11 protein-coding genes are annotated in these 16153 nt (G+C 62.0%); 7 read left to right on the top strand and 4 right to left on the bottom strand.

The window, feature by feature from the left end:
* Positions 1-9 precede the first annotated feature (9 nt).
* Positions 10-2847 carry a formate dehydrogenase subunit alpha gene (gene fdhF / locus L1073_RS04260; RefSeq protein WP_246897096.1) on the top strand — a complete coding sequence of 946 codons (2838 nt, stop codon included), beginning with the start codon at positions 10-12 and terminating at the stop codon, positions 2845-2847.
* Between the two features lie 209 nt (positions 2848-3056).
* On the opposite strand, the gene lhpI (L1073_RS04255) is transcribed toward fdhF, so the two are convergent.
* From lhpI (L1073_RS04255) to lhpI (L1073_RS04240), 4 genes are all read right to left on the bottom strand, one after another.
* The gene (gene lhpI / locus L1073_RS04255; protein WP_246897095.1) at positions 3057-4739 is read right to left on the bottom strand and encodes a cis-3-hydroxy-L-proline dehydratase; all 1683 of its coding nucleotides are present in this window, start codon (positions 4737-4739) and stop codon (positions 3057-3059) included.
* A gap of 107 nt (positions 4740-4846) precedes the next feature.
* Entirely contained in the window at positions 4847-6115 is a 1269-nt protein-coding gene (locus L1073_RS04250; protein ID WP_246897094.1) for an NAD(P)/FAD-dependent oxidoreductase, read from the bottom strand.
* Positions 6112-7638: a Na+/H+ antiporter NhaC gene (gene nhaC / locus L1073_RS04245; RefSeq protein WP_246897093.1), complete on the bottom strand. Its 1527-nt coding sequence runs from the start codon at positions 7636-7638 to the stop codon at positions 6112-6114. The genes L1073_RS04250 and nhaC overlap by 4 nt, the downstream gene beginning before the upstream one ends.
* 50 nt (positions 7639-7688) lie before the next feature.
* Positions 7689-8645, bottom strand: coding sequence for a bifunctional Delta(1)-pyrroline-2-carboxylate/Delta(1)-piperideine-2-carboxylate reductase (gene lhpI, locus L1073_RS04240; protein ID WP_246897091.1), 957 nt, complete (start codon positions 8643-8645; stop codon positions 7689-7691).
* A gap of 133 nt (positions 8646-8778) precedes the next feature.
* Between lhpI (L1073_RS04240) and L1073_RS04235 the strand changes: the two genes are divergently transcribed.
* The 6 genes from L1073_RS04235 (at position 8779) to purU (ending at position 16146) form a co-directional block, all read left to right on the top strand.
* A complete protein-coding gene (locus L1073_RS04235) occupies positions 8779-9576 on the top strand; it encodes an AraC family transcriptional regulator (protein ID WP_246897090.1) in 798 nt (265 codons plus the stop codon).
* 156 nt (positions 9577-9732) lie between these two features.
* On the top strand, positions 9733-10983 hold the full coding sequence (locus L1073_RS04230) for a sarcosine oxidase subunit beta family protein (protein WP_246897089.1): 1251 nt from the start codon (positions 9733-9735) through the stop codon (positions 10981-10983).
* Between the two features lie 176 nt (positions 10984-11159).
* Positions 11160-11570 carry a sarcosine oxidase subunit delta gene (locus L1073_RS04225; RefSeq protein ID WP_246897088.1) on the top strand — a complete coding sequence of 137 codons (411 nt, stop codon included), beginning with the start codon at positions 11160-11162 and terminating at the stop codon, positions 11568-11570.
* Entirely contained in the window at positions 11567-14626 is a 3060-nt protein-coding gene (locus tag L1073_RS04220) for a sarcosine oxidase subunit alpha family protein (RefSeq protein ID WP_246897087.1), read from the top strand. Before L1073_RS04225 ends, L1073_RS04220 begins: the two co-directional genes overlap by 4 nt.
* A complete protein-coding gene (locus L1073_RS04215) occupies positions 14619-15293 on the top strand; it encodes a sarcosine oxidase subunit gamma (RefSeq protein ID WP_246897086.1) in 675 nt (224 codons plus the stop codon). The genes L1073_RS04220 and L1073_RS04215 overlap by 8 nt, the downstream gene beginning before the upstream one ends.
* Positions 15280-16146: a formyltetrahydrofolate deformylase gene (gene purU, locus L1073_RS04210; protein ID WP_246897085.1), complete on the top strand. Its 867-nt coding sequence runs from the start codon at positions 15280-15282 to the stop codon at positions 16144-16146. The genes L1073_RS04215 and purU overlap by 14 nt, the downstream gene beginning before the upstream one ends.
* The last annotated feature ends 7 nt before the right edge of the window (positions 16147-16153 follow it).

The following is a 16153-nucleotide window of genomic DNA, read 5'->3' as shown; positions in this document are numbered from 1 at the left end:
GAGATGAACATGAGCGAGCAGAGCTGGAACGAAGGTTTTACCCTGACCCTGGATGGCGTCGAGGTCAGCGCCTGTCCCGGCGAGACCCTGTGGCAGGTGGCTAAGCGCGCCGGCGAGACCATTCCGCATCTGTGCTTTCGAGACGCGCCCGGCTATCGCGCCGACGGCAATTGTCGCGCCTGCATGGTGGAGATCGAGGGCGAACGCGCCCTGGCCGCCAGTTGTCTGCGCGAGGCGACGTCGGGAATGGTGGTCAAGAGCGCCACCTCCGAGCGGGCCCGGGTGTCCCGCGAGGGAGTGCTGGAGTTGCTGATCGCCGATCAGCCCGAGCGCGGCGACAGTCCCGACCGCTCGAGTCATTTCTGGAACATGGCCGACCAACTGGCCATCGACGCCACCGCAGTGCGCCAGCGACTGCCGGCGCGGGCCTATCGAGATGCGCCTACGGTGAATCATGTGCGTCTTCCCGAGCATTCCCTAAGGGCCTCGGCGACCCATGACGCCAGTCATTCGGCGATGAACGTCAACCTCGACGCCTGCATCGAGTGCAACCTCTGCGTGCGTGCCTGTCGCGAGGTGCAGGGGAATGACGTCATCGGTCTGGCCCATCGCGGGGCCGCCTCCAAGATCGTCTTCGACTTCGACGACCCCATGGGCGAGAGCACCTGCGTGGCCTGCGGCGAGTGCGTCCAGGCCTGCCCCACCGGGGCGCTGATGCCGGCGACCCTGATCGACGAGACGGGCCGTGGCGATTCAGCCGTCGCCGACCGTACCGTCGACTCGGTGTGCCCCTATTGCGGCGTGGGCTGCCAGCTCACCTACCATGTCAAGGATGATGCAATCCTCTTCGTCGAGGGACGCGAGGGGCCTTCCAATCAGAACCGGCTGTGCGTCAAGGGGCGCTTCGGCTTCGACTATCCGCGCCATCCGTCGCGGCTCACTACGCCGCTGATCCGTCGCTCCGGCGTGGCCAAGGGCCTCGATCCCGACTTCGATCCGGCACAGCCGCTGACCCACTTCCGCGAGGCGAGTTGGGAGGAGGCGCTGGACCTGGCCGCCGGAGGACTTTCTGACCTCAAGACGGCTAATGGCCCCGAGGCCCTGGCCGGCTTCGGCAGCGCCAAATGCTCCAACGAAGAAGCCTGGTTGTTCCAGAAGCTGGTGCGCACCGGCTTCGGCAGCAATAATGTCGATCACTGCACCCGGCTGTGCCACGCAAGCTCGGTGGCCGCGCTCATGGAATGTATCGGCTCGGGGGCGGTGACGGCGTCGTTCATGCAGGCGCTCGAGGCCGATGTGGTGATCCTCACCGGTTGCAACCCGGCGATCAACCACCCGGTGGCGGCCACCTTCTTCAAGCAGGCAGCCAGGAATGGCACCAAGCTGATCATCCTCGACCCTCGTGGCCAGTCGCTGGACGCCTACGCCCACCGCAGCGTGCGCTTTACCCCTGGCGGCGACGTCTCGCTGTATAACGCCATGCTCAATGTCATCATCGGCGAGAAGCTTTTCGACCAGGCCTATATCGATGCCCACACCGAGGGCTTCGAGGCCCTCGAGGCCCATGTGCGTGACATGACGCCCGAGGCGATGTCACCCGCCTGTGGCGTCGAGCCTGAGTTGATTCGCGAGCTCGCGCGGCTTTATGCGCAGGCCGAGCGGGCGATGATCTTCTGGGGCATGGGTATCTCCCAGCACGTGCATGGCACCGACAACGCCCGTTGCCTGATCTCGCTGGCACTGGCCTGCGGCCAGACCGGCCGCCCCGGCACCGGCCTGCATCCGCTGCGCGGTCAGAATAACGTTCAGGGCGCCTCCGATGCCGGGCTTATCCCCATGGTGCTGCCCGATTACCAGCCGGTGGGCGATGCCCAGATGCGCAGTGCCTTCGAGGAGCTATGGAACACGCCGCTGGACGAGACGCCGGGACTCACCGTGGTGGAGATCATGGATGCCATCGCGGCCGGCACCATCAAGGGGATGTACATTCTCGGCGAGAATCCCGCGATGTCCGACCCCGACCTCGAGCATGCACGCAAGGCGCTTGGCAAGCTCGAGCATCTGGTGGTGCAGGATCTGTTCGTCACCGAAACTGCGCAGTTCGCCGATGTGATCCTGCCGGCCTCGAGCTGGCCGGAGAAAGATGGCAGCGTCACCAACACCAACCGCCAGGTGCAGCTCGGCCGCGCCGCCGTGCCGCTGCCTGGCGACGCCAAGCCCGACTGGTGGATCATCCAAGCGCTCGCCAATCGCCTGGGGCTGGGCTGGGAGTACACGCATCCGGGTGAGGTGTTCGCCGAAATGAAGCAAGGTATGGCGTCGTTCGAGCATATCTCCTGGGAGCGTCTCGAGCGCGAGAGCTCGGTGACCTATCCCTGCCCGGCCGAGGACGCCCCGGGTGCCGATGTGGTGTTCTCTGACGCCTTCCCCACCGCGAGCGGACGGGCGACGTTCACACCGACGCGGCCATTGCCGCCGGATGAATCCATCGACGACGACTACCCCACGGTGCTGATTACCGGACGCCAACTGGAACACTGGCACACCGGTTCCATGACCCGGCGCACCCGTGTACTCGACGATCTCGAGCCCGAGGCGGTGGCAAGCCTCTCCCCATCGGAGTTGGGGCGCCTGCGGCTGGCACCGGGCGAGCCGATCACCATCACTACCCGGCGTGGCAGTATCACCTTGAAGACGCGCGCCGACCCGATGATGCAGCAAGGCATGGTGTTCGTACCGTTCTGCTATCTGGAAGCGGCGGCCAATATGCTGACCAACCCGGCGCTTGACCCGTTCGGCAAGATTCCCGAGTTCAAGTATGCCGCCAGCCGGTTGAGCATTGGGTAGCCGTGTACGTCGGCGTGGCAACCTGGTGCTCGTACCACCTGCTCTTTGGTGGGTGGGGGGACGTTGACCCGCACAGCAGCATGGCTGTTTGAAAGTCGTGGCGTGCTGCTGGCCGCGCCAGGGAGAGCACCCCTATGTGTTCGATTTCCATTTGGAGCTGCCACTTGCCTTTGGTGCTGCCGTCACTTTCTAGGCGAGAGTCCTGAAGGCTAGCAAGTTGCCTGTAACCAGTTGGGAAGAGTGTCTGTCGTATGCCCGGTAACAAGTGCTGACACGCACTCGGCGAGGCTTCCAAAGCGGACTTCGCGTCCGCTAAGGCCTGGCGCGTAGTGGGCGTATTTGCCGGAGTTAGTCATCAATGTGCGTGCTTTCGGCGGAAAAACAGGCTCGGAGATCGAACACCAGCAAAGATCGGTGTGCAGGCGCAGTCCGGCGGCTTCAAGTGACTGTGCGCTACCTTCCTGCCGCGCCGCCTCGAGCGTGTCGCGCCCTAGGGTGACGATGCCGGTAACCGTTGGGTGGCAGCGCTGATCGTCCATCAGTTTGGCAAGCTTTCGACACTCGGCAAGCGAGAAGTGCGGGCTACCGAAGGCGACAAGTTCGATGTCGACGGCGCCAGCGTTGAACTGCTGCCAGACGTTTGCCAGATCGGCAACCGTGATGGTCGCCCGGTCGGCGTCCGGGGCGATACCAGAGGCCCCAGGAGTGACGCCCTCAATCTGCAGCATGGGCGCGGCAGACGTTGTGCCGAAGGTGGCACAAAGTGCTTTCAAGTCGTCGTCGCTGGGCGCTAGAGTGTCGATACCGGTGACCAATGGTATGCAATCGGGGGCGAGTTGTCCCAGCCGATAGCCCAAGAGCGACCAGAGCGAATCGTCGTGTTCGGTGGGTACGTTGACGGCGATGGTTCGCCGCGCACGGCGCTCCTCATCAAGGTAGACGCCGTGGCAAGGTGCGCGTCCGGTCAGCGCGATGCATAGATCGAGGAGATCGGGGTGCTTGGCGGTACGCGCGCCGAGCACGCTGTTGGCGTAGATAACAGCGTTGGATTCGGCCCAGGCGATTACCTCGTTGGCGACGGGCGTATCCTGAAGCAGGTAAGGCGCACATGTGTAGGTGGGCCGTGCGCCCATTGCCACATAAATATCTGCCAAGCGGCTGGCGGGTATGCCGAAGGCCTCCGGGACTCCTTGCACCTGCCATTGGGTGTGTTCGACCGAGATCGAGTTCATGGTGGTGGGCACTTGCACGCGGCCGCCCATATCGGCAAAGACTTCAGCAAAACTCAGCAGAGCGGGACTGGCATAGATACAGCCGTCGATATGTACCCGTGAAACATTAATCAGGCGTGTGGCACCCTCGATCACGGCCATGTCGTGGAGAATACGCATTGCGCTCTGTGCCGCGTCGCCTTCGTGGCCTTCGAGTAGTGCGCGATCATAGTCTGTCAACATGAGCGCCTCGCTTGAAAGAGGCGTGAGGGGAACATCCATTCCATTGGCCACCAGACGCTGATCATCGATATACACCCGCTCACAGCGCCAGAGCCGCTCGAACGATTCGGAATCGAGCTGGACCACTGGAATCGTTTGGTCGAAAAGATGCCGAGCGACGAGCGCCCCGAGGGTCAGAATACTCTCTGCTTCACTGAACACCAGCGCCGCCGGGGCGTTACCGTTGGCGATCAACTCGAGAAGTATGCCGCTCCCGGTGCAAGAGCCACGGCTGGTAGGCATAGCCAGTATTTTTCCACCCAAGTTTTGCCCTTTAAGTGGGTGCTGCGAATCGATTACTTCGCCGGTAGCGGCGTCCACGCCGCCCCAGAAGCTCAAGCCTTCATGGGAGGCGAGGAGAGTGGCATCGGCGTAACCTGTAATCACACGTCGTGACATGTTCTGTTCCTCTGCGTGATGACTCGATATAGCGCCGGAGCGCACAACGTTATGCCTGTACGGTACTGGCGAATAGTGTCACGGCGCCGGTGGGAGGCGTGCGTCAATCAAGCACTCGTGAAGCGCTCCGGCCGGAACGGTGTCAGATTAATTGTCGGGGTGCGATTCATTAGCTGATCGGCGACCAACTCGGCGGTAATCGCGGCCTGTGTCAGTCCTAGGTGCTGGTGCCCGAAGGCGAACTGAACTTGTGAATGTCGTGGGTGCTGACCAATCACCGGAAGGGAATCGGGCAACGTTGGGCGAAAGCCCATCCAGTCGCTGGCTTGTTCGATGCCGGTGGTATCGCTCAACAGTGCTGAAGCATGATGCTTGAGAGTACGCGAACGTTTGGAGTTGGGCTTGAGTGCCAGCCCACCCAGCTCGGAGAAGCCAACTATCCTGAGCCCACTCTTGAGAGGTGCCATCACCACGTTGCGCTCGGCTGATCCGACCGGTTGGCGTAGTGCATCAACACGATCGGCTATGGTGAGATGGTGTCCGCTTTCGCTCTCCAACGGCATCTTCAGGCCTAATTGCTCGGCAAGCCGACTGCTCCATGCGCCAGTGGCGATTAGTACTCGGTTCGCCTCGATACGACGCTGGCTTGCACGAACCTCGACACCTTCATGGGTCGCACTGATCTTTTCGACGCTCTCGCGCACGATCTCGCCACCGGCGCTTTGAAATGCCTCGACCAACCGTTGTACTACGCGATATGGATCGCTGACCTGGTGGGCATTGGGAAATAGCAGGGCGTGGTGAATATGTCTGCTCAGCCCACTATCTTGCGCCTGCACCGCATCGGCATCCAGCAGATCGGTCCGAATGCCATACTTGCCGAGTTTATCTTGGTGGTAGCGCGCCTTCTCTAACGTGCGTTCATTTTCCCACACCATCAGGTACCCCGAGGCGATCAGCTCGTCTTCGGCGCCGATACCGTTCAGACAACGCTGCCAGGCGATCAGCGCCTGACTGTTGAGCGCGGCCAATGCCTGGCGTCCAGTATTCACGCTGGGTTTGCGCGCCGCCATCGCAAAGCGTGTAAGCCAGGGCAGCAGGCGTGGCAGATAGCGCGGTGGTAGCGCCAGTGGGCCATGTGGGTCGAGCAGTAGTGTTGGTGCCTTGCGCAGGGTCTCGGGCGTCGAGAGCGGTTCGATGAGTTCTGTAGCCAGGTACCCGGCATTGCCGAAGGAGGCCCCTTTGCCCGGGTCATCGCGGTCAACCACCAGCACGCGAAGCCCCTCCTGCTGTAACTTCAAGGCGCTGGTCATGCCGATCAACCCAGCCCCGACGACCACGACGTCGGGGCGGAGTGAGGATGTACTAGCACTCATGATGTACCCGAGTTCTGTAGTGCAATATTCTCATCGCCCGGCGGAATCGGCCCCTCTCCCTCGTCCTGCGAGGACAGCCGTGCGGGCTGGTCGCTGTTAGGGCGCTTCTCAGGATCCGCTTTATGGGAAAAAAGCCCGAGCTGTGCGTAGATGATGCTTATAAGGGGGGATAGCCAGCAGGCAAAGGCAAACGGAATGTAGAGCAATGCGCTTAGGTCACCATCACTTACCGTGAGTCCCAGAGTCGTCATCACGAAGGCCCCGCCGACGTTCCAGGGGATCAGTGGTGAGACCAATGTGCCTCCCTCTTCAATGGCGCGTGACAGGTTGAGTCGTGAATAGCCAAGGCGATCATAGGCGCTGACATACATGCGACCTGGCAGAGCGATGGAGAGATAGACATCGCCAGCGATGGTGTTGACGAAAATCGGGGTAAGGACTGCGCTGGTCTGAAGTGCCCTGAAGCTGCGTGCCTTTTCGGTGATAGTGGTCACGACCTTTTCGAGACACCGAGTCTTCTCCAGAATGCCGCCGAAAATTAGCGCGAATATGATCAGCGTGACTACCCAGGTCATGGAAGTGACGCCGCCACGGTTAAGCAAGGTATCCAGCGGGCCAATGCCCGTGTCGACCGTGTAGCCGCTATGGGCGTAGGTCAGCACATCATGGAAGGAAACGCCTTGGGTCAGCATGGCGATGACGCCGCCCAGACAGGTTGCTGTGAATAGGGCCGGAATGGGGGCAATTTTCAGGAAGGCCAGCGTCAAAATGACGAGCAATGGGATCAATTGCCAGAAGCCCAATTGAAAGGCATCGGTCAGGCCTTCGCGGATATCGGCGATACGTGCCAGTGATGACGCGCCTTCCGGATCGCCGCCTCCCGCCCAGGCATAGATCACTAGTGCGATCAGCATGGCGGGCACCGTGGTTGGCAGCATGTTCTTGATGTGATCGAAAATATTGGTTTCGGTCACCGCTGGCGACAGGTTGGTGGTATCCGATAGCGGCGACATCTTATCGCCGAAGAAGGCACCGGAGACGATGGCCCCCGCGGTCCAGTAGACGGGCACTTCAAGGGCTATACCGATCCCCATCAGTGCGAGCCCCACCGTACCAACGGTGGTCCAGGAAGAACCGACTACCAATGAAACTACCGCACACATCAGCATGGTGGCGGCTAGAAACCATTGTGGGCTGAGTAACTCGAGGCCGTAGTAGATCAGCGTTGGGACGGTGCCGCTGGAAATCAGCACCCCGATCAGCATGCCCACCACAATCAGAGTAGCCACTGCAGGCATGGCGACGTGGAGCAGTTTGAAGCCACCCGCTTGCATCTCTTGCCAGCGATAACCACGGGCCCAGCCGAAGATCGCGGCTATGGCGGCACCGAGTGCTAACGGTATGTGGGGCGTGAAGTCGCCATAATAGAAGAGTTGGATGGCAAGCAAGCCAATCGTCAATAGTATTGGCAGCAGTGCCATGCCTAGCGAGGGGAGCGCGATGGGCTGAGTTTCATTTTTCATGCTGTATTGTTCCTTTTGTTCAGCAGTAAGATGGATGTTGACGCAAGTGCTTAGCGGCTGCGCCTTTCGTAAGCGGTAATGGCGGCTGCCAGGTCTTCGCATGATGCGCCCACCGCCTTGAATACTGTGATCGCTTCATCAGGGCTGCTCAATTCGCTACGCCCTTGATGACGTGTTGCGCACAGGTCGAAGAAGTCGGCCAGTACATCGGCTTCACTGATGGCACCTGAGGCGATAGGGTCGATTAGATCGCCACTTTCGGCCAGTGCTCCGGCACGGGTATCGACAAACACTTGTCCTCGGCGCATGACCTCGTCGTCTGCCTCGCGCATCGATGGCGTGAAGCTGCCCACTAGGTCGACGTGGGTGCCTGGCGAGAGCCAATCACCGTGAATCAAAGGAGTCTGGCTGAGCGTGGCACAACTGATGATGTCTGCTTCACCGGCTGTCCGTTGCAGATCGTCTGCGGCGACCTGCTCGGCCTGATACCCCTGTTCCTTCAGCTCCGCGACCAAGGTAGCGGCCGACTCGGGATAAATATCCCACACGCGTACACGATTAATCGGTCGTACGGCGGCATGCGCCGGTACCAGGCGGCGTGCCATGCGTCCGGCGCCTACCATGAGCAGTTCTTGAGCATCGTCGCGGGAAAGGTAGCGAGAGGCCAGTGCCGAAGCGGCTGCGGTGCGACGCGAGGTCAGCTCATTGGCCTCGAACTGCGCCAGATGACGTCCCGTACGGGCGCAACTAAGCAGATAGTGGCCGGTCAGACCAGGTTCGCCCCGCGCCGTATTGCCGGGGAATACGTTGACCTGTTTGACGCCCAAGTAACGGTCTTCAATCCAGGCGGGCATTAAAAGTAGCGTGGCATCCGGATCGCCACTCACGGACAGGTGATGGTGGTGGCGAATGGGGGAGTTTACCTCGTGGGTGAAAATATCATCGAGGGCGTCGATGAGTGCCGGCCAGGGGAGGGCGTCAGCGACTTGTTCAGCGTTGCAATACATGACAGTCTCCAGTGAGTGATGTTTATCGCTGTAGACTATGATGCTTGCAACCAGAGTGGCTTGACTCGAACTCCGCAATCTTTGCCTTGAGTTCCGGTGTGATGCCCGCTCTGATGCCTCTTCGGTGACCGTTATGCAACAGACCCAGGCCCGACGCAATCATATCGCTCGCACACAAGGCGAACATTGCCACGACTTTCCGCAGTTGTTGCTCGGTTGGCGTGGTGAGATGGAGTGTGCATTCGATCGCGAGTCGCGGCGCCTATGTAGCTCAACGGCGGCAGTAGTGCCTGCCAATACCCGCCATCATTTTGCCGGCTGCGATGATAGAAGCGAGCTACTCGTGGTCGACTTGAGTAGCGTCGATAGCTGCCTCACAGCACTAGAAGAAGCAAGCCGCGTCGACTTTGTGGGAAGGCTTTTTTCGAACTCGGGGTTTTTCGAGATGCCGCCCGTCATGGTGTCGACGATCAACGTGGCAGTTGAGCAGCTGCGCTTTTTCGGCTCACATGATCCGCATCATTTGCTGCGTCGACAGCTCGCCATGATGTTCGTCACTCAGGTTTACGAATTGATGGAATTCGGCAGTGATAATGCCCTGCCGAGGGAGCGACGCTTCTCGCTTGACGAAATCAATGCCTTTATCGATGCTTCTTTGGAAACACCGCCGTCCAACGCCGCCCTTGCCGATTTTATGCACTTGGGGCAAAGCCAACTGCATATGCTGTTTCTGCGCCACTTCGGAAAAACTCCGCAACAATATGTGCTGCAGCGACGTTTGCAGTGGGCCATGACATGGTTGCAAACCACCCGCTTGTCGCTAGGGCGCATTGCCATGGATCTTGGTTTCTCCGATAACTCTTCTTTCTCTCGCGCCTTTCGCCGGCATTTTGGGTACCCACCCTCGACAATCAAGAAGAAGTCGTGCTGAAACGCTGACCGCTGGACTTCATCGGCGTGTCGCAAACGCATCCGGCCATGACGTTTGCAAGCACTCCGCCGGAGGGGCGACAGGGCTACCATCGCGGTATGTGAAGACACGTCGTCGTGCCAGTCCAGAGCACGGGGGCCGCGCAGGAGAGAGGTTATGCAACGTTATTCAGGCTTCGGGCTCGTCAAGCACGCGCTGCGTCACCACGAGGATTGGCAACGTCAGTGGCGCAATCCCACGCCCAAGCCGCGCTACGACGTGATTATCGTCGGTGGCGGCGGGCATGGCTTGGCGACCGCTTACTATCTGGCCAAGGAGCACGGCATCACCAATGTGGCGGTGGTGGAAAAGGGCTGGTTGGGGGGCGGCAATACCGCGCGCAACACCACCATCGTGCGCTCCAACTATCTTTGGGATGAATCGGCGGCGCTCTACGAGCATGCCATGAAGCTGTGGGAGGGTCTCTCCCAGGACATCAACTACAACGTCATGTTCTCCCAGCGTGGGGTGCTCAACCTGGGTCATACGCTGCAGGACATGCGTGACATTCAGCGCCGGGTCAACGCCAATCGCCTCAACGGCATCGACGGTGAAGTGCTCGACGCCGAAGGCGTGCAGTCGTTGGTGCCGATCATGGATTGCTCTAAACGTGCTCGGTATCCGGTCATGGGCGCTTCCTGGCAACCGCGCGCCGGTGTGGCCCGCCACGACGCCGTGGCCTGGGGCTACGCTCGCGCCGCCGACGCGCTGGGCGTCGATCTGCTGCAGAACACCGAGGTCACCGGCTTCAAGATTCGCGACGGGCAGATCCAGGGCGTGCATACCAATCGCGGCGATATCGAGGCCAAGACCGTGGGCTGCGTGACGGCGGGCAATTCCAGCGTGCTGGCGCGCATGGCCGGTTTCAATCTACCGCTGGAATCGCACCCACTGCAGGCGTTGGTCTCCGAGCCCCTCAAGCCGGTGCTGGATACCGTGGTGATGTCCAATCACGTACACGGTTATATCAGCCAGTCGGATAAGGGCGATCTGGTCATCGGCGCGGGAATCGACGGCTACAACGGCTACGGTCAGCGGGGCAGCTATCCCACCGTCGAGCACACCTTGCAGGCCATCGTCGAGATGTTTCCGATCTTCTCGCGCGTACGCATGAACCGTCAGTGGGGCGGCATCGTCGATACCTGCCCGGATGCCTGTCCGATCATCTCCAAGACCAAGGTCAAGGGGCTCTACTTCAACTGCGGCTGGGGAACGGGCGGTTTCAAGGCGACGCCGGGGTCGGGGCATGTGTTCGCCGCAAGCCTGGCCAAGGGCGAGATGCATCCCATCGCCGCGCCGTTTTCCATCGACCGCTTCCACAGCGGAGCACTGATCGACGAACACGGCGCGGCCGGGGTGGCCCATTGAATGCGCGATTGTTTATTCCTCGAGATGAGCGCCGGTGGCAGGGCGGTGCGAGGGTCTTTTGCCATGGAAGGCAAAAGTAGCGCCCATGGAAGGGGTTACAGCGCCCTCGCGTAGCCCTGCCAGCGAAAAAGCTTATCGTCGCCGTATCGTGAAAGACGCTCCAAGGGAGAGCCACCATGTTCCATATCTACTGCCCCTACTGCGAAGAATTGCGCGAGGAAGAGGAATTCCACCCCAAGGGCCAGGCGCATATCGCCAGACCCGAGGAGCCGGATGCCTGCAATGACGAAGAGTGGGGCGATTATCTGTTCTTCCGCGACAACCCGCGCGGCATCCATCACGAGATGTGGCTGCACGCGGTGGGCTGCCGCAAGTTCTTCAATATCACACGCAATACCGTGAGTTACGAGATTCTCGAGACCTACAAGATGGGCGAACAGCCGACGATCACTGCCGAGCATCTGGCGCGTGAGGAAAAAACCGCGCGTGAGGAAAAAACTGATAGCGCGCAGGTCGCCGAGGGCGGCCAGCAAACCGTGGGTGCCAGCGACGCCGCCGTGGCGTCGATCAAGGGAGCGCAGGCATGAGCCAGTCAGCATCACAGCCCAATCGCCTGACGCAAGGCGGCCAGGTCGACCGCACGCAGGCGTTGACGTTTACCTTCAATGGCCGCTCCTATACCGGCCATCCCGGCGACACCCTGGCCTCGGCCTTGCTGGCCAATGGCGTGGACCTGGTCAATCGCAGCTTCAAGTACTCGCGCCCGCGTGGCATCGTCGCCGCCGGTGCGGAAGAACCCAACGCGGTGGTTCAACTGGGCGCGACGGAGGCGACCCAGGTGCCCAATGTGCGTGCGACCCAGCAGGCGCTGTACGACGGTCTGGTCGCGCGTAGCACCAACGGTTGGCCCGACGCGCAGCGCGACATGATGCGCTGGATCGGCAAGTTGGGCGGCCCGTTCATGCCGCCGGGGTTTTATTACAAGACCTTCATGGCGCCGGCCTCGATGTGGATGACCTACGAAAAATACATCCGCAAGACCGCCGGTTTGGGGCGCAGCCCGACACAGCCCGATCCTGATATCTACGATCACATGCATCGGCATTGTGACCTGCTCGTCGTCGGTGCCGGCCCCGCGGGCTTGAGCGCGGCGTTGACGGCGGCGCGTGCCGGGGCACGGGTGCTCCTGTGCGATGAACAGGAGACGATGGGCGGCTCGCTGCTCGACACGCGCGAAACGCTGGACGATCAACCCGCCGCTCAATGGCTGAAGACGACGCTGGCGGCGCTGGCGGAACATGACAACGTCACCTTGCTGCCGCGTACCACCGCGCATGGTTATCACGATCATCACTTCGTGACGCTCCACGAACGCCGCACCGAGCATCTGGGCGATAGTGCGCCGTCTCAGGCCGGTCATCGCCAGCCGCGCTCACGTCTGCACCGGGTGCGTGCCGGCCAGGTGATCCTGGCGACCGGCGCTCATGAACGTCCGCTGGTGTATGCCAACAACGACGTCCCTGGCAACCTGCTGGCGGGGGCGGTGTCGACCTACATTCGCCGCTACGGCGTGGCGCCCGGCCACAAGCTGGTACTCTCCACCAGCAACGACCATGCTTATCGCGCGGCTCTCGACTGGAAGGAGGCGGGCCGCGAGGTGGTCGCCATCGTCGATGCCCGCACCGCGCCGGAAGGCGATCTCGTTGCGCAGGCCAAGGCGGCGGGCATTCGTGTCATCACCGGCAGCGCCGTGCTCGAGGCCAAGGGCGAACAGCGCGTCTCGGCGGCACGCGTGGCGGCCATCGACGTGGACGCCTTCAAGGTCACCGGAAAGGTCGAAACGCTCGCGTGCGATACCATCGCCAGCTCCGGCGGCTACAGCCCGGTGATCCATCTGGCTTCGCATACCGGCGCGCGTCCGGTATGGAACGATGCCATCATCGGCTTCGTGCCTTCGACCGTGGCGGGCGTCGCCGCGACGGGCGCTGCGCGTGGTGTCTATCCGCTGGGCGAGGTATTGGCGGACGGCGTCGAAGCCGGTACCAACGCGGCGACGGCACTGGGATTCGCCGCCAGCGTGGACGATGCGGACCTGCCACGGGTCGCGTCGCGCCATGAAGGCTCGGCCTGCGCACTGTTCGAGATACCGCATGAGAAAGCCACGCTGCGCGCGCCCAAGCAGTTCGTCGATCTGCAGAATGACGTCACCGCCGCCGCCATCGATGTCGCCACGCGCGAAGGGTTCGAATCCATCGAACACGTCAAGCGCTACACCGCCATGGGCTTCGGCACCGACCAGGGCAAGCTGGGCAACATCAACGGCATGGCGGTGGCCGCGCGCTGCCTGGGACAAAGCATTCCCGAAACCGGCACAACGGTGTTCAGGCCCAACTACACGCCGGTGACCTTCGGTGCCATCGTCGGTCGCCACTGCCGCGAGCTCTTCGATCCCGAACGCTACACGCCGATGCAGGCCTGGCATGTCGCTCGAGGCGCCGAGTTCGAGGACGTCGGCCAGTGGAAACGCCCCTGGTACTATCCACGCAAGCGCACCGATGGCGGGCTCGAGAGCATGGCAGAAGCGGTGGCCCGCGAATGCCGCGCGGTCCGCGAAGGTGTGGGCATCCTCGATGCCTCGACGCTGGGCAAGATCGATATCCAGGGGCCGGATGCCCGCGAGTTCCTGGGGCGCATCTATACCAACAAGTGGCAGAAGCTGGCCCCCGGTCGCGTGCGCTACGGACTGATGTGCGGCGACGACGGCATGGTGATGGATGACGGTACCACCAGTTGCCTGGCCGAGAATCACTTCCTGATGACCACCACCACGGGCAACGCCGCGCCGGTGCTGGAATGGCTCGAACTCTGGCACCAGACCGAATGGCCGGAACTCGAAGTGTACTTCAACTCGGTCACCGATCACTGGGCGACGATGACCGTGACCGGCCCCGAGGCGCGCAAGCTGCTCACCGACTTGACCGATATCGACCTCGACCGCGAGGCGTTCAAGTTCATGGACTGGCGCGAGGGGCATGTGGCCGGCGTGCCGGCGCGGGTGTTCCGCATCTCCTTCACCGGCGAGCTGGCCTTCGAGATCAACGTTCAGGCGCATTACGCCATGCACGTCTGGGACGCGCTTTTCGCCCGTGGCGAGGCTTTCGATCTGACGCCCTATGGCACGGAAACCATGCACGTCCTGCGTGCCGAAAAAGGCTTCATCATCGTCGGCCAGGACACCGATGGCTCGGTGACACCGGAGGATCTCGGCATGCACTGGGCCATCGGCTATGACAAGCCGTTCCCGTGGGTCGGCAAGCGGGCGCTGACGCGTTCCGATACGCGCCGCGACGGGCGCAAGCAGCTCGTCGGCCTCAAACCCAAGGACCCGGGCGTGGTGCTGGAAGAGGGCGCTCAGATCGTCTTCGAGCCGAATCACGCCATCCCCATGCCCATGGTGGGCCATGTCACTTCCAGCTATTACAGCCCGACGCTGGAAAGCGGCTTCGCGCTGGCGGTGGTCAAGGGCGGGCACCAGCGCATGGGCGAGAGCGTCTACCTGCCCATGGCCGATGGTCGCGTGCATGAAGCCGAGATCGTCGGCACCCAATTCGTCGACCCCAAGGGAGAACGCCAGCATGTCTAACTCGGTCCATGTCTACGACGCCCGTGCCGATCACGCCACCGTCACCGCCGAATCACCGCTGGCGTATTCCTACCAGCGCAGCGGTATGCCCGCGCCCGGAGAGGCGTCTGGCGAGGAAAGCTGTGCGGTGATTGGCGAGCGAGCATTCCTGGGGCATCTCATCCTGCGCGGCGGTGCCATCGTTCTCGACGAGGCATTGCGCGAGGTGCTCGGCATCGGCCTGCCCGGGCGTCCCAATTCGCTCAACGTAGACGCCGAGGGCCAGCGCTCCGTGCAATGGCTGTCGCCCGACGAGTGGCTGCTGATCGTGCCCGGCGATGAGACCTTCGGCCTCGAGACGCGGCTGCGCGCGCAGCTCGGCGGGGCGCATGTCGCTATCGTCGACGTCAGCGCGGGGCAGACGCTGATCGAACTCACTGGGGAAGCGGCGCACGAAGTGCTGATGAAGTCGACGGTCTATGATGTCGATCCGCATGCCTTCACGGTGGGCAAGGGCGTGACCACGCTCTTCGCCAAGACCAGCGTGATCCTGCGTCGCCCTGACGAGTCGCGCTGGGAACTCATCGTACGGCGCAGTTTCGCCGACTACGTGTATCGCTGGCTGCTGGATGCCGGCGAGGAATATGGCATCGGTGTCGCCCGAGAAAGCCGCCATGAGTCGCAGTGACGATACCTGGATCCTCGCCGCGCAGTGTCCCAGTCGCCTGGGCACCGTGGATGTCGTGACCCGCTTCCTCAAGGAGCGCGGTTGCTACATCACCGAACAGCAGTCCTTCGACGATCGCCTGGGCGAGCGTTTCTTCATCCGTACCGAGTTTCGGCCCCAGGCGTCCGACTTCGATGCCGAGGCCTTCAAGGCCGGCTTCGCGCCTCGCGCCTTGGAATTCGAGATGGATTTCGAGCTGACGCCGCCCGAGCGCCGCACGCCGGTGGTGATCATGGTTTCCAAGGCCGATCATTGCCTCAATGACCTGCTGTATCGCTATCGTACCGGGCAACTGCCACTGGACATTCGCGCGGTGGTTTCCAATCACCCCGATCTCGAACCGCTGGTGGCCTGGCATGGCCTGGTGTATCACCACTTCCCGATCACGCCCGAGACCAAGGCAGAGCAGGAAGCCCGGGTTCGCGAAGTGATCGAGGCCACCGGCGCCGAGCTGGTGATCCTGGCGCGTTACATGCAAGTGCTCTCACCCGAGATGTGCGAATTGCTGAGCGGCCGCGCGATCAATATCCACCACTCGCTGTTGCCGGGCTTCAAGGGTGCCAAGCCGTATCATCAGGCGTTCGAAAAAGGCGTCAAGCTGGTCGGCGCCACCGCGCACTACATTAACGACGATCTCGACGAAGGGCCGATCATCACCCAGGGCGTGGAGCCGGTCAGCCATGCCGATGACCCCGAGGATCTGGTGGCCAAGGGGCGCGATGTCGAATGTCTGACCCTGGCGCGCGCCGTCTCGCTACATCTGGAGCGCCGGGTGTTTCTGCATGCCAGGCGTACCGTGGTGTTCACGCACTGACTATGTT

It is taken from the genome of Chromohalobacter nigrandesensis (assembly GCF_023061285.1).
Taxonomy (GTDB): domain Bacteria; phylum Pseudomonadota; class Gammaproteobacteria; order Pseudomonadales; family Halomonadaceae; genus Chromohalobacter; species Chromohalobacter nigrandesensis.
This window is presented reverse-complemented; position numbering and strand designations above follow the sequence as displayed.